This window comes from Pseudorhodobacter antarcticus (assembly GCF_900110135.1).
GTDB classification, from domain to species: domain Bacteria; phylum Pseudomonadota; class Alphaproteobacteria; order Rhodobacterales; family Rhodobacteraceae; genus Pseudorhodobacter; species Pseudorhodobacter antarcticus.
This window is the reverse complement of the sequence record NZ_FOCO01000001.1, coordinates 1-13,212: the sequence shown is the minus strand read 5'-3', so window position 1 is coordinate 13,212 and position 13,212 is coordinate 1. Positions and strand designations below refer to the sequence as shown.

The following is a 13,212-nucleotide window of genomic DNA, read 5'->3' as shown; positions in this document are numbered from 1 at the left end:
ATGGCCGAGGATGGATTGAACAGCTACATGACCGGCCCGGATGAGCAGGGCCGCTTTGGCATTTTCGGGGGCCGCTTTGTGTCCGAAACCCTGATGCCGCTTATCCTTGAGTTGGAGGAGCGTTATGAATTTGCCAAAACCGACCCGACATTCTGGGCGGAGATGGACTATTTGTGGAAACACTACGTTGGTCGCCCCAGCCCGCTATATTACGCAGAACGCCTGACCAAACATCTTGGCGGCGCAAAAATCTATATGAAGCGCGACGAGTTGAACCACACCGGCGCGCATAAAATTAACAACGTGTTGGGCCAGATCATCCTTGCCCGCCGCATGGGCAAAACCCGCATCATCGCGGAAACTGGCGCGGGCCAGCACGGCGTGGCCACCGCCACCGTCTGCGCCAAGTTCGGGCTGAAATGTGTGGTCTACATGGGCGCGCATGATGTCGAACGCCAAGCACCCAACGTGTTTCGTATGCGCCTTTTGGGGGCCGAGGTGATCCCCGTCACCTCTGGCCGTGGGACGCTGAAAGACGCGATGAACGATGCGCTGCGCGATTGGGTGACCAACGTGCGCGACACCTTTTATTGCATCGGCACCGTTGCAGGCCCCGCCCCGTACCCAGCCATGGTCCGCGATTTCCAGTCGATCATCGGCAAAGAAACCCGCTGGCAATTGGAGGAGCAAGAGGGCAAAGGCCGTCTGCCCGACACCCTGATCGCGGCGATTGGTGGCGGGTCCAACGCGATGGGCCTGTTTTACCCCTTCCTTGATGATCCGACCGTCAACATCATCGGCGTGGAGGCAGGTGGCAAAGGCGTGGATGACCGCATGGAACATTGCGCCAGCCTAACAGGCGGCCGCCCCGGCGTTTTGCACGGCAACCGCACCTATTTGCTGCAAGACGATGATGGCCAAATCCTTGAAGGGTTCTCCATTTCGGCGGGCCTCGATTACCCCGGCATTGGTCCCGAACATGCGTGGCTTCATGATACGGGCCGCGCAAAATACGTCTCCATCACGGATATGGAGGCGCTGGAGGCGTTCAAACTGTCCTGCGCGTTGGAGGGCATCATTCCCGCGCTGGAACCCAGCCACGCGCTGGCGCATGTGATGAAAATCGCGCCCAGCCTGCCCAGCGACCATATCATGGTGATGAACATGTGCGGGCGCGGCGACAAAGACATCTTTACCGTCGCCAAGCACCTCGGCTTTGACATGAAGGTCTGACACGATGAAAAAGGCCAGCCGCACAGACTGGCCTTTTTCACACCCGCGTTATCGTTTTTAAACGCGAAACAATCCGCCCGATTCGCCCCAGTTTCGCCACAATCAGGCCGCAAACCGCCCCAAACGCGCCGCGCTGCGGCACAGATGAATTGAGGGTGCGATGAACAACAATACAGTCGGGTTTCTGGTCGGTTTTGGGCTTAGCGTTGGCATGGCCGGTATGGCGCAGGCAGCCCCGATGGTGGACGCCGGACAGATCGAACAGGTCCTGCCCGACGGCCCGGTCTATATGACCGCCGATATGTTGGAATATGGCATCGCGGTCTTGGCCCTGCAGGCCTAAAACCGCGGCACTTGGCTGGGTTGTGTTACACCATCCACCACGCCGTACCGCAGCCCGCGCCCGATGCGGTGCGCCAATGCCGACCATTGTTCTGCGGTATCGTCGGGTAAATGCGCCGTCAGGGTGGCATCAAACAGCGCCAGCCAATCATCAAACATGCCCGGCCGCACGTTGCCCGCATTGCGATGCGCCGCCATCGGGTTGCCGTCATACCCCCGTTCCATCAAAATCGCATTGCGCCAAAACGCGCCAATTTTGACCTCATGCCCCGGCCAATCCGTGACATGCACGGCAAAAACCGGACCCAACCGGGGATGCGCCCGCACGCCCGCATAAAACGCGGCCACAACCGTGTCGATCTGTTCGGGTGCAATGGGAAAACGGGCAAAGCTCATGCGCAAACGGCTAAACCTGCCGGGCGGTGACTGCAAGGGGCAGGCTGCGGCAGGCGCATGCGCTTAGGTCAATGCGTAAAGCTGCAAAATCTCCAGCGGCACCACATCCACCGCGCGGGCATGGGTCGCGTCCAGCTTGACCATTGGGGCTGCCCCTTCCTCATGCGCTTGCAAAAAACGGCCTGCGCACAGGCACCATTGATCGCCCGGTTTCAGCCCCGCAAACCCGTATGCCGGGCGCGGGGTCGACAGATCATTGCCCAGATATTTCGACAGCGCCAAAAACTCGGCGGTCATTACGGCGCAAACGGTGTGCTGGCCTTGGTCCATCGGCCCGGTGTCACAACAGCCATTGCGAAAAAACCCGGTCAACGGTGTGGTGGAACAGGCGGCAAGGGCGGTGCCCAGCACGTTTATGGATGGCAGTTTGGTCATGCTGATCCCCTTTGTGGGCTATTGGTACAGGGCAGCAATGCTGCGAAACATCGCCATGTTGCTTTGTGCAGATCCGACATCGCGAAACCCGCGATCAGCGGAATTGACTGCAATAACAACACCCGCGCTTCGATTAATATAGATGTATTGGCCATAAATGCCACGCGCCAAAAACTCGCCGGGTGCAGCCCCTTCCGGCACCCACCATTGATAGCCATAACCAATGTCTCCCGGTACTGTGTTGGCTTGGCGGCTTGTGGATGCATCCACCCAAGCGGCGGGCACAATCTGGCGGTCCCCCACTTGGCCGCGCTGCAAAAACAACTGCCCCAACCGGGCATAATCGCGGGTGATCATGTTCAAACCGCCCAGCACAAACGGCTCCCCCAACCCGTCGGCTACATAATAGGCCCGTGCTTCGATCCCCAAGGGGTGCAGCAGCTTTTCGCCCATCAAGTCCACAATCGCGCGCCCCGTGGCCCCCCGCATCACCATTCCGATCACATGGGTGTCGATTGACACATATTGCCACGCAGTTCCCGGCGGCTTTTCGCGGTCGGTCACTCCGACCGTGAACCCGTCCATCGACTGACCCAGCGCCATAACGCGGCCCATTTTGTTGATATCGCTCCAAAAATCTAGATAATCCTCATCAAAGGCGGCCCCTGATTGCATGGTCAGCACATCGCGGATTGTGGCTCCATCATAGGCGGTCCCCAGCAGCGTGGGCGCATATTTGGTGACGGGGTCATTGATGTCGTCAATCAAACCTTCGGCCAAAACAATCCCAAACAAGGCGGATAAATAGCTTTTGGCAACAGACCATGAAATGCGCTGATCCATCGGGCCTGTGCCAAGGCGGTAATCCTCAGCAACCAGCGCGCCGTCGTGCAGCACCACCATCGCAGTCACACTGCGCGCGGCCTGCCATTCGGCAAGCCCTGCAACCGCAGGCATCGCCGGGCCCGCGGGCAACGCCATCACCGGGCCAGATACAGCAATATCGCGACTAACAAAGGCTCGGTCCATATGGCTGAAGTTTGCAACAATCGTGTCCGCATCAAACAGGCCCAGCACCGCCTGCAAGCGCCCAATCTCTTCGCGCTTCCAAACCGCCAGCGCTGCGATCAACAGCAGCGCCGCCCCTAAAATCTTGATGCTCCGGCGCATTATATCCCCCTGAAACACGAAATTGTCACCGAAACCGATCCGCAAGTTTTTGCAACGTGCTGCGGGTGTCGGGCATTGTTGTATCGACGGTAAGGGGCGCGGCCTCAGGCGCAGCAGGCAGCTTTGCAGCCCACGCCCGCTCCTGCCCAGTCGAGGGCCGCTGGGGCGCTGTGCGCAAGCCCACAAGATTGGAAAACGTCGCCCCATCCCCTGCCGCAAGCGCTGCCGCCCCATCGCTGATGCCGCGCAGCAGGTCGTCCAGCCAATCTTGATCGGCTTTGGCAAAATCATGCAGCACATAATGCGCCACCGCATCCTTGTGCCCCGGGTGGCCAATGCCCAACCGCACGCGGCCATAGGCCTCGCCCAGATGCCCGTGGATGGATCGCAATCCATTGTGCCCGGCATGCCCGCCGCCCTGTTTCAAACGCATCTTGCCGGGGGCCAAATCCAATTCATCATGGAACACGGTCACATCCGCCAGCGCCAGTTTGTGAAAGGCCAGCGCCGCTTGCACCGCCTCGCCCGACAGGTTCATGAACGTTTCGGGCTTTAACAGCAGCAGTTTTTCATCGCCCAACCGCCCTTCGGCCACCAACCCTTTGAACGCGCGCCGCCACGGACCAAACCCGTGGTCCGCCGCAATCCGGTCCAGTGCCATGAACCCGATATTGTGGCGGTTTCCCGCATATTTCGCACCCGGATTGCCCAGACCCACAAACAGTTTCATCGCCAATCCCTTTCTAATCTTCAACCGCTATACCAGCCCCACCGCGCCACCAAAACGCAAAAACGCGGCAGGTTGCCCTACCGCGTTTCCAATTCGCCCAATCTGGTGCGAATTATTCTTCTGCTGCGTCGTCCGCTTCATCAACACCGCTGGACCGCAGCCCCGATGGTGCCGAGATGTTGGCGATCACAAAGTTACGGTCGACAGTTGGCTTGGCACCCGCTGGCAAAACCACGTCGCTGATGTGAATAACATCGCCGATGGTCTTGCCGGTCAAATCAACGGTAATCAGTTCTGGAATGTCGCCAGCGGTGACTTCCAGTTCCACTTCGTTGCGCACTGCAACCAACGTGCCACCACGCTTCAGGCCGGGGGCCTTGTCGTGGTTGATAAATTCAACGTTGATGAACAGGTTGATACGGCTGGTGCGACGCAAACGCATCAAGTCGACGTGCAAAGGAATATCCTTCACAACATCGCGCTGCACATGACGGCAGATCACGCGCACATCGTCTTGGCCTTCAACCTTTAGGTTGAACAGCTGCGACAAAAAGCGGCCTGCCTTCAGGTTTTTCATCAAATAGTTGTACTTGATGTTCAGCGGCTGTGGGTCAATCCCACCACCATAAACGATACCGGGTACCAATTGCTCACGACGCGCTTGGCGGGCGGCCCCCTTGCCTGTCCCCACTCGTACCTCGGCTACAAGATCTGAGATCTCTTTTGCCATTGTAATTCTCCATATGTTAAATCCGCCGCCCTCCAAGGGTGTGCGACGCGACAGGCGGGGCATAGCGGGGAATCACTAGGGGGGAAAGCCGAAATCGCCCTTTTCCGGCGGTTTCTTTAGTATTATGCGGGCTTGTGTGGCCTGCGCGTCCGTTCTACGGCTGATCAACGCCCTTATGGATCCGGAAAATGCGCCCCAACGCCCTTATCATCGCCCGCGCGCCTCTTTGTGCCTTTGCCGTGATGGGCATGATGTGGGGCACCTTTGCTGCCGTGTTGCCGGACCTAAAAACCATGCTGGGCGTGGATGAGGCGCAGCTGGGCCTATTGCTGTTTCTCACCCCCGTTACCGCCGTTCTGGCGATGCTGGTGGCGCCCGCCTTTGGCGCGGCCTTGGGGCGCTATGCCCTGCCACTGGCGACCATTATGATGGCGGCCAGTTTCGCATTGCCGGGGCAAACCGCCTCAATGGTTCTGTTTCCCCTTGCGATGATGGCCTGCGGGGCGGCCACGGGATTGACCGATGTGTTGATGAACGCACGGGTAGCCGCGCTTGAAAACACTCATGCGCGGCCCCTGATGAACCTGTGCCACGCGCTGTATTCACTGGGATACGCGGCGGGGGCGCTGACCACCGGCGCGTTGCGGGCGGGGGGTGCGGACCCCGCGCTGGTGATGGGCAGCCTGTCCGTCGCCGCCTTGGTTGTGGCCCTGTTCACATGGGATGCGGCGGGCCGCATCGACGGTTTGCGCCGCCCCACGGACAAGGCCGCCGCCGCCCTTGGCACCCTACCCCTGATCGGCGGCGCGATTGTGCTGGTCGCCTTCATGACCGAAAACGCCGCGGAAAGCTGGTCGGCGCTGCATATCGAAAAAACCCTTGGCGGCAGCCCGGCCCAAGGCGCGCTTGGCCCCGCCACTTTGGCGCTGACCATGGCCGCCTCGCGGTTGGGTGGGCAAGTCATCATTCAACGCGTGGCCCCTATCACCTTGTTGCAATGGGGTTCTGTTGTGGCCAGCATTGGCGCATTGATCGCCGCCTTGGCCACCAGCCCCGCCATGGCCTACGCCGGGTTCATCATCATGGGCATTGGCGCATCGGTGATCGCGCCGACCGCATTTTCGATGGTCGGCGCAGGGGCACGCCCCGAGGCACGCGCCCGTGCCGTCGCCCGCGCCACCTTGCTCGGTTATTTCGGCTACTTCTTTGGCCCGCCGTTGTTGGGCCTGATCGCGGGCAGTTTTGGGCTGCGCGCGGCCTTTGTGGTCACCGCTATTGGCATATCGTTTGTGCTTGTCCTTGCGCCCATGATGCGGCGGGCGCGTTAGGGGTCAGTCCACCCAATCGCCTTCAAACCCTTTAGGGATCAAAAGGTTGCTGCGGTCCAAATCCGCCACCCGGCGCTCGCCCACCAGCCCCATCGTGGTGATCAATTCCTTATGAATAACCTCCAGCGATTTGGTCACACCCGCCTCACCCATCGCGCCCAAACCGTTCACAAATGCGCGGCCAATATAAGTGCCCTTGGCCCCCAGCGACAACGCCTTCAACACGTCTTGGCCCGACCGGATGCCGCTGTCCATGTGCACTTCAATCTTGTCGCCCACCGCGTCCACAATGCTCGGCAGCGCGCGGATGGACGACAGCGCACCGTCCAATTGCCGCCCGCCGTGGTTCGACACCACAATTGCATCGGCCCCGACGGATAGCGCGTTCTTGGCATCCTCGGCGTCCATCACGCCTTTCAAAATCACTTTGCCGCCCCACATTTCTTTGAACTTGGCAATCCGGCCCCAATCCAGGCTCTCGTCAAACGCCTCGGCGGTCCAAGACGACAGGCTGGATGGGTCCGACACCCCCTTGGCGTGTCCCACGATATTGCCAAAAAACCGCCGCTTGGTTTGCAGCATGCCAAGGCCCCATTGCACCTTGGTCATCATATTGGCGATGGAGGCAGGGGTTAGTTTCGGCGGTGCAGACAGCCCATTTTTCAAATCCTTGTGGCGCTGCCCCATGATCTGCAAATCGACCGTGATCACGATCGCCGAACAGTTCGCCGCCCGCGCGCGTTCAAACAACCGGCGCATAAAATCATCATCTTTCAGGGTGTAAACCTGAAACCAAAACGGCTTGGTGGTGTGCTCTGCCACATCTTCAATCGAACAAATGCTCATGGTGGACAGGGTAAAGGGCACGCCAAACTTCTCGGCTGCCTTGGCTGCCAAAATCTCGCCATCCGCATGCTGCATGCCCGTAAGGCCCACAGGGGCCAGCGCGACAGGCATCGCGACCTTTTCGCCAATCATGGTACTTGTCGTGCTGCGCCCCGACATATCCACGGCCACCTTTTGGCGCAGCCGCAACTGCGCAAAATCAGACGTGTTTTCGCGGAACGTCTGTTCGGTATAGCTGCCGCTTTCGGCGTAATCATAAAACATCTTGGGCGTGCGGCGCTTGTGTAAACGCTTCAGGTCGTCAATGCAGGTGATGACGGGCATGGGGTGGCTCCTATAAGTGGTAATATTTGTTTACCAATATATCGGGCAGAAAACAACCCTTTTGCGCCGCCCTAAACGGAGTGCAAATACAGGTCAAAATCCACCTCGGACACGGTCCGCGCCACGCGTGCATATTCCGCCGCCTTGATCGCAACAAAGGTGCGGTGCATATCCTCGCCCAAAGCATCGCGCAAAAAGGTTGATGCGCGCGCCGCTTCAATCGCGCCGCGCCAATCGACGGGCATTTCGCCCGCCTCTGCGCCCTCATACCCGTTCCCGGTCGTTTCTGGCCCCGGATCGACGCGGTACGACAACCCGGCGCGAATACCCGCCAAAACGGTTGCGCCCACCAGATAAGGGTTCGCATCCACCCCCGCTGGCCTGTGTTCAATGCGCCGCGCCTTAATGTCGCCCGCCGGAATCCGCAGCGCCACCGACCGGTTGTTCACCCCCCAAGAGGGGCTGATAGGCGCATAAGATTGCCCCACAAACCGCCGCCACGAATTGGCATGGGGCGCAAACACCAGCATCGATTCCGCCATCGTCGCGCGCAAACCGCCAATGCTGTGCAAGATATTGGGCGACCATTGCCCCTCCACCGCCTCCACAAACACATTGCGCCCAGATTTATCCAGCATCGACACATGAAAATGCATCCCAGACCCGGCATAATGTTCAATCGGTTTCGCCATGAAACAGGCGGTGACCCCCTGCGCCCGCGCTTGCGCCCGCACAATCCGCTTTAACCGCATCAGGTCATCTGCCGCCTGCATCACGTTCTCGCGGTAATGCAGCGTCAATTCATACTGCCCGGGCGCATATTCCGAAATCATCGTTTCGGCCTTAATGCCCGCCGCCGCTGCCCCAGCGTAAATCGCAGAAAATAGGGGCAACATACCATGCAAATGGTCCACCGAATACACTTCGGTCTTGGTGCTGAAACGCCCGTCCACCACATCGCGCGCAGGCTGGACCCGCCCGTCAGGGCCGCGCTCATTGGCCAACAGAAAAAACTCCAGCTCAAACGCGCCCGCCGGGTATAATCCATCAGCGGCCAATGCATCGACTTGGCGCTGCAACGCGTGGCGCGGGTCCGAAGTCATCGGGGTGCCGTCCAATCCATACATGCACATGAACACTTCGGCGCGCGCAGGCACCGTTCCATGCAGCGGCACCAAACTGCCCGGCACCGGCCAAGCCCGCAAATCGCTGTCGCCTTGGTCCCAAATCAACCCTGTCTCATGCACATCCTCGCCGCAAATATCGAGGCCGAGGATGGAGATCGGCAAATGTCGCCCAGATTTGTAAAACCCCAACAACTCGTGCCGCCGAATGATCTTACCGCGCCCAATCCCATTGGCGTCATGCATCACCAGATCAATTGCTTCAATTTCGGGGTGCGCGGCCAAAAACGCTTCCGCTTCGGCCACGGTGGATCCTGAAGGGCTCAATTCTGCGCTCATCTTCTCAATTCCTTAACACATTCAAACGTCAATTCGTCTTGGCTCAAATATCTTTTGGGGGTCCGGGGGGCAACGCGCCCCCGGCGTTCGCCATCAAGGTCATCTTTTAAACAACGCTTCCAACACCTCAACAAAGGCACCGATCAACCCATCGACCTGCCGCTTTTTGGTGGCAGGGCACACCAGCATCATATTGTGAAACGGTGCAATCAAACAGCCCCGGTTCACAAGGGCCAGATGCACCGCCCGTTCCACCGCGGGCACATGCGCATCCATCGCCTGTGCCCCGTTTTGCAAAGGGCCGGGGGCGCAAATAAACTCCACCCGCGCGCCAACCCGCACGACATGCCCACGCGCCCAGCCGCCCAAACCGCTCGATACGGTGTGGGTCTCATCAATAATCAACAGGGTTGCCCGCCGCATCGCAGGCCGCGCGCATGGCGTTCCAAAAGCCGGGCTGGGGCAGGACCATCGCGCAATTGGTCATCACAGGTTCGGCCAGCACCGCCGCCACGTCACCCGTCGCAAGTGCCGCGTGCAGGGCAGCCAAATCGTTAAATTCCACCACCACAGCATGCGCAGCGGGGTCCGCCACTTGGCCCACCATGCCGGGGCGCGTCACCGTGCGCCCGGCGTCCAGCGTGACCATCACATCCTCAACCGTGCCGTGATAGCAGCCGTTGAACACCAAAATCTTGGGCCGCCCCGTCACCCCCCGCGCGATGCGAATGGCGCAGCGGTTGGCATCGGATGCGGTGGTCGCGATCTGCCAGCGAAAATTGCCAAAGCGTTTGGTCAACAGCCGCCCCGCCTCCAGCGCATCGGTGGACGGCAGCATATAGGTCAAGCCCCGCCGCGCTTGCTGCGCGACTGCGCGGGCCACGGGGGTAGGGGAATGGCCAAACAAACTGCCCGTATCCCCAAGGCAAAAATCATCAAGGCCATACCCGTCAATATCGGTAATCCGCGCGCCTTTGGCGGATTCGATGACCAAGGGAAACGGCATCGGCCAGTCGCGCATCCAATGCATCGGCACGCCTGCCAGATAGGCCGCTGCGCCTGTGGCAAGCGCCGCTTGGGTGTTGGGGCGGCTGGCGGCGAACCGGGCGATTTCGCGCTGGGTAAAGGTGGCCAGTCGGGTGGGATCAATTCCGGCGATCATGCGGGTCCCTTGGGTTGCGGGCGGTGCCGACGGGGGCGGTGGGTTGCACCCACCCTACCCATTATGGTTCGGCCCGCTGGTTGTGCGGTCAGCCGCGATGCGCCCCGGCAGCCAGGGCGGCGACACGGGCCAACACCTCGGCCACGGGCTTGCCCTCGGCAATGTCTTTGATGATGGCAGAACCTACCACGCAGCCATCCGCAATGCCTGCAATGGCCTGCGCCGCCTCGGGTGTGGTGATGCCAAAGCCCACGATCACGGGCAAATCGGTTTGCGCCTTGATGCGCCTCACCTCAGGCGCCACATCGGCGGCCTGCGGGGCGGCGGCGCCCGTGATGCCCGTGATAGAAACGTAATAGACAAAGCCTGAAGTGTTTTGCAGCACCACGGGCAAGCGCTGGTCATCGGTGGTGGGTGTCGCCAGTCGGATGAAGTTGAGGCCAGCTTTTTGCGCCGGGATGCACAGCTCTGCGTCCTCCTCGGGTGGTAGGTCCACCACAATCAGCGCGTCGATGCCGGCGGCCTTGGCCTGGGTCAAAAACAGGTCCACGCCGCGGGAATAGATCGGGTTGTAATAGCCCATCAATACAATCGGGGTCGTGTCGTCGTCCGTGCGAAAATCCGCGACCATGGCAAGGGTTTTGTCCAGCGTCATGCCGCCTTCCAGCGCGCGCTGGCCTGCCAGCTGAATGGTCGGGCCGTCCGCCATCGGGTCGGTAAAGGGCAACCCGATCTCAATAATATCGACGCCCGCGCCCGGCAGCCCCTTCATAATCGCCAGCGAGGTTTCCACATCCGGGTCCCCCGCCATGATGTAGGAAACGAAGGCCTTGGTGCCGCTGGCCCGCAGGCTGGCAAATTTTTGGTCAATCCGGGTCATGGCGGCGTCCTTTTGCGTGTTGCTGCCCGGTTTGCCCAAAGGTGGCGCGGAAATCAATGGCTGATGCGAATATGCGGGGCCCGCTTGCGGATTGCTGTGGTTTTGGCCTATGAGGGCCGGGAAAAGCAAGGAGAGACGCGCATGGGTTTTCGGATGGGAATTGTCGGGCTGCCGAACGTGGGCAAGTCCACCTTGTTCAACGCGCTGACCCGCACGGCGGCGGCGCAGGCGGCGAATTTTCCGTTCTGCACGATTGAGCCGAATGTGGGCGATGTGGCGGTGCCTGACGCGCGGTTGGAAAAGCTGGCGGCGATTGCGGGATCGAAGCAAATTATCCCGACCCGGATGACCTTTGTGGACATCGCAGGGCTGGTGCGGGGCGCGTCCAAGGGCGAGGGGTTGGGCAACCAATTTTTGGCCAACATCCGCGAATGTGATGCGGTGGCCCATGTGCTGCGCTGTTTTGAAGATGATGATATCACCCATGTTGAGGGCAAAATCGACCCCATCGCGGATGCCGAGACGATCGAGACGGAGCTGATGCTGTCTGATTTGGAGTCTATTGAGCGGCGGCTGGCGAATTTGGCGCGCAAGATCAAGGGCGGCGACAAGGATGCGGGCGATCAGGTGCGGCTGCTTCAAATGGCCCAAAAGGTGCTGGAAGAAGGCCGCCCGGCGCGGTCGATTGCGGTGGCGGAGGATGATGTGCGGAACTGGCGGCTGTTGCAGCTTTTGACATCGAAACCTGTGCTTTTTGTCTGCAATGTGGAGGAGGCTTCGGCATCTCAGGGCAATTCCCAATCGGCCCGCGTGGCGGAAATGGCGGCCAAACAGGGGGCCGGCATGGTGGTAATTTCCGCCCGGATTGAGGAAGAAATCAGTCAGCTTGCAGCGGATGAGGCAGAGATGTTTTTGGGCGAAATGGGGCTGGAGGAAGCGGGGTTGGACCGCCTGATCCGCGCGGGATATGCGCTGCTGGGCTTGCAGACTTATTTCACCGTGGGGCCGAAAGAGGCGCGGGCCTGGACGATCCCGAAAGGCACGCTGGCCCCGCAGGCGGCGGGCGTTATTCATGGCGATTTTGAAAAGGGATTTATCCGGTCCGAAACGGTTGGATATGATGATTATATCGCCGGAAATGGCGAAGCCGGGGCCAAGGAAGCGGGCAAATTCCGGGTGGAAGGCAAGACCTATCTAGTGAAGGATGGGGATGTTTTGCACTTTCTGTTTTCCGGCTGAGGGGCGCGATTTGCGGGGTGCATCGCGCGCGATGCTTTCGGTAAGCAATTGTTTTAAGTAGTTTTCGTTTTTTTTGTTAACTGAAATTTAACCCCTGAATCGCAGTGCGGTTTGGGGGTTTTCCATTGCGGTTTGGGGTGGCCTGTCGCGCTGGGGGGCGGCGTGGGTTTGGGTTGTGCATTTAGGCATCAGACCCATTGATTTTCCAAGCCAGAACAGGACGGTTGCGGCGCGTGAGATGGCTGACGGAAAAGATCTTGGGGCATCCCCGCCTAAGCGTTTTGATCTTCCCAAGGCCACTAAGAAGGAACTCCCGTCCCTTTGTGGGCGGTTTTTTCGTGTAAACTTCGAAGGTTCCGCCGACTGTCAAAGAAGATTACTTTGATCGGGGATACTATGGGTTTCTTGGCATTTTGCCTTTTGTTTGGATGCGTTGCGGTCACTATATGGGGCGCGATAAAAAGCAAAGACGAACGGGCAAAGTTAGTCGCTGAATTTAACGAAGCACCTATGAAGGCGATTTTCGTCATAGTGTGGGTTTCAGCCGCCTTCATGTTCTTCTTCGGCATCTTCGTTCCGGTCTTAAGTGAAAAAGAGAGTTGGTCGCGGAATTTCGGACCAGTTGTTAAGTTGGATCGCATGATGAGAGAAGTGATCCAGAATGAAGAAACGAAAGAACCATTCGCCTGATTTCAAGGCCAAGGTTACGCTTGAAGCGATCCGTGAGGAGCTGACGCTGGCGGAGCTGTCGAAGAAGTACGATGTTCATCCGACACAAATCGACACTTGGAAGCGCGCGGCGATAGAGAACATGGCGACAGCTTTTGCGCGCCGAGGTGCCGCCCCGGAGCAGGTAAGTGCGGCTGAACTCGACAAGCTGCATTCCAAGATTGGCCAACTTGTGGTGGAACGGGATTTTTTGGCCAATGCCTCG

The 13,212-nt window shown here is 59.5% G+C and carries 16 protein-coding genes; 6 read left to right on the top strand and 10 right to left on the bottom strand.

What is annotated here, in order from left to right; translation table 11 throughout:
- Positions 1-1,233: a tryptophan synthase subunit beta gene (trpB, locus tag BMY36_RS00075; protein ID WP_050521461.1), complete on the top strand. Its 1,233-nt coding sequence runs from the start codon at positions 1-3 to the stop codon at positions 1,231-1,233.
- 160 nt (positions 1,234-1,393) lie between these two features.
- On the top strand, positions 1,394-1,576 hold the full coding sequence (locus tag BMY36_RS00070; protein ID WP_050521310.1) for a hypothetical protein: 183 nt from the start codon (positions 1,394-1,396) through the stop codon (positions 1,574-1,576).
- Here the strand turns inward: BMY36_RS00070 and BMY36_RS00065 are convergent.
- The 5 genes from BMY36_RS00065 to BMY36_RS00045 all read right to left on the bottom strand — a co-directional run bounded on the left by BMY36_RS00065 (position 1,573) and on the right by BMY36_RS00045 (position 5,036).
- A complete protein-coding gene (locus BMY36_RS00065) occupies positions 1,573-1,971 on the bottom strand; it encodes a group III truncated hemoglobin (protein WP_050521309.1) in 399 nt (132 codons plus the stop codon). The two genes, BMY36_RS00070 and BMY36_RS00065, sit on opposite strands and share 4 nt — an antisense overlap.
- 63 nt (positions 1,972-2,034) lie before the next feature.
- On the bottom strand, positions 2,035-2,406 hold the full coding sequence (locus BMY36_RS00060) for a DUF2237 family protein (RefSeq protein ID WP_050521308.1): 372 nt from the start codon (positions 2,404-2,406) through the stop codon (positions 2,035-2,037).
- 18 nt (positions 2,407-2,424) lie between these two features.
- Positions 2,425-3,576: a serine hydrolase domain-containing protein gene (locus BMY36_RS00055; protein WP_050521460.1), complete on the bottom strand. Its 1,152-nt coding sequence runs from the start codon at positions 3,574-3,576 to the stop codon at positions 2,425-2,427.
- A 25-nt stretch (positions 3,577-3,601) separates the two neighbouring features.
- A complete protein-coding gene (pth, locus tag BMY36_RS00050) occupies positions 3,602-4,306 on the bottom strand; it encodes an aminoacyl-tRNA hydrolase (protein WP_050521307.1) in 705 nt (234 codons plus the stop codon).
- A gap of 112 nt (positions 4,307-4,418) precedes the next feature.
- The gene (locus tag BMY36_RS00045) at positions 4,419-5,036 is read right to left on the bottom strand and encodes a 50S ribosomal protein L25/general stress protein Ctc (RefSeq protein ID WP_050521306.1); all 618 of its coding nucleotides are present in this window, start codon (positions 5,034-5,036) and stop codon (positions 4,419-4,421) included.
- A gap of 188 nt (positions 5,037-5,224) precedes the next feature.
- On the opposite strand from BMY36_RS00045, the gene BMY36_RS00040 reads away from it, so the two are divergent.
- A complete protein-coding gene (locus tag BMY36_RS00040; protein WP_139193889.1) occupies positions 5,225-6,364 on the top strand; it encodes an MFS transporter in 1,140 nt (379 codons plus the stop codon).
- 3 nt (positions 6,365-6,367) lie between these two features.
- On the opposite strand, the gene BMY36_RS00035 is transcribed toward BMY36_RS00040, so the two are convergent.
- From BMY36_RS00035 to trpA, 5 genes are all read right to left on the bottom strand, one after another.
- Positions 6,368-7,534 (bottom strand): alpha-hydroxy acid oxidase, encoded by a 1,167-nt coding sequence (locus tag BMY36_RS00035; protein ID WP_050521304.1) that lies wholly within the window; start codon positions 7,532-7,534, stop codon positions 6,368-6,370.
- A gap of 71 nt (positions 7,535-7,605) precedes the next feature.
- Positions 7,606-8,997, bottom strand: coding sequence for a glutamine synthetase family protein (locus tag BMY36_RS00030; RefSeq protein ID WP_050521303.1), 1,392 nt, complete (start codon positions 8,995-8,997; stop codon positions 7,606-7,608).
- 99 nt (positions 8,998-9,096) lie between these two features.
- On the bottom strand, positions 9,097-9,420 hold the full coding sequence (locus BMY36_RS20380) for a hypothetical protein (protein ID WP_231579799.1): 324 nt from the start codon (positions 9,418-9,420) through the stop codon (positions 9,097-9,099).
- Positions 9,392-10,159 carry an aminotransferase class III-fold pyridoxal phosphate-dependent enzyme gene (locus BMY36_RS00025; protein ID WP_231579798.1) on the bottom strand — a complete coding sequence of 256 codons (768 nt, stop codon included), beginning with the start codon at positions 10,157-10,159 and terminating at the stop codon, positions 9,392-9,394. The genes BMY36_RS20380 and BMY36_RS00025 overlap by 29 nt, the downstream gene beginning before the upstream one ends.
- Before the next feature lie 88 nt (positions 10,160-10,247).
- Positions 10,248-11,039 carry a tryptophan synthase subunit alpha gene (trpA, locus tag BMY36_RS00020; RefSeq protein ID WP_050521459.1) on the bottom strand — a complete coding sequence of 264 codons (792 nt, stop codon included), beginning with the start codon at positions 11,037-11,039 and terminating at the stop codon, positions 10,248-10,250.
- A 141-nt stretch (positions 11,040-11,180) separates the two neighbouring features.
- On the opposite strand from trpA, the gene ychF reads away from it, so the two are divergent.
- The 3 genes from ychF to BMY36_RS00005 form a co-directional block, all read left to right on the top strand.
- Positions 11,181-12,278 carry a redox-regulated ATPase YchF gene (gene ychF / locus BMY36_RS00015; RefSeq protein ID WP_050521302.1) on the top strand — a complete coding sequence of 366 codons (1,098 nt, stop codon included), beginning with the start codon at positions 11,181-11,183 and terminating at the stop codon, positions 12,276-12,278.
- Positions 12,279-12,659: 381 nt separating this feature from the next.
- The gene (locus BMY36_RS00010; RefSeq protein ID WP_139193888.1) at positions 12,660-12,968 is read left to right on the top strand and encodes a hypothetical protein; all 309 of its coding nucleotides are present in this window, start codon (positions 12,660-12,662) and stop codon (positions 12,966-12,968) included.
- A partial coding sequence (locus tag BMY36_RS00005) for an IS3 family transposase (RefSeq protein ID WP_074818330.1) occupies positions 12,940-13,212 on the top strand: 273 nt, incomplete at its 3' end. The genes BMY36_RS00010 and BMY36_RS00005, both read left to right, overlap by 29 nt.

Coding starts and splice junctions, on each gene's coding strand:
- trpB (WP_050521461.1), top strand. CDS start 1: ATGGCCGAGGATGGATTGAACAGCTACATGACCGGCCCGGATGAGCAG.
- pth (WP_050521307.1), bottom strand. CDS start 4,306: ATGAAACTGTTTGTGGGTCTGGGCAATCCGGGTGCGAAATATGCGGGA.
- BMY36_RS00060 (WP_050521308.1), bottom strand. CDS start 2,406: ATGACCAAACTGCCATCCATAAACGTGCTGGGCACCGCCCTTGCCGCC.
- BMY36_RS00040 (WP_139193889.1), top strand. CDS start 5,225: ATGCGCCCCAACGCCCTTATCATCGCCCGCGCGCCTCTTTGTGCCTTT.
- trpA (WP_050521459.1), bottom strand. CDS start 11,039: ATGACCCGGATTGACCAAAAATTTGCCAGCCTGCGGGCCAGCGGCACC.
- BMY36_RS20380 (WP_231579799.1), bottom strand. CDS start 9,420: ATGCGGCGGGCAACCCTGTTGATTATTGATGAGACCCACACCGTATCG.
- BMY36_RS00065 (WP_050521309.1), bottom strand. CDS start 1,971: ATGAGCTTTGCCCGTTTTCCCATTGCACCCGAACAGATCGACACGGTT.
- BMY36_RS00070 (WP_050521310.1), top strand. CDS start 1,394: ATGAACAACAATACAGTCGGGTTTCTGGTCGGTTTTGGGCTTAGCGTT.
- BMY36_RS00035 (WP_050521304.1), bottom strand. CDS start 7,534: ATGCCCGTCATCACCTGCATTGACGACCTGAAGCGTTTACACAAGCGC.
- BMY36_RS00025 (WP_231579798.1), bottom strand. CDS start 10,159: ATGATCGCCGGAATTGATCCCACCCGACTGGCCACCTTTACCCAGCGC.
- BMY36_RS00045 (WP_050521306.1), bottom strand. CDS start 5,036: ATGGCAAAAGAGATCTCAGATCTTGTAGCCGAGGTACGAGTGGGGACA.
- ychF (WP_050521302.1), top strand. CDS start 11,181: ATGGGTTTTCGGATGGGAATTGTCGGGCTGCCGAACGTGGGCAAGTCC.
- BMY36_RS00030 (WP_050521303.1), bottom strand. CDS start 8,997: ATGAGCGCAGAATTGAGCCCTTCAGGATCCACCGTGGCCGAAGCGGAA.
- BMY36_RS00055 (WP_050521460.1), bottom strand. CDS start 3,576: ATGCGCCGGAGCATCAAGATTTTAGGGGCGGCGCTGCTGTTGATCGCA.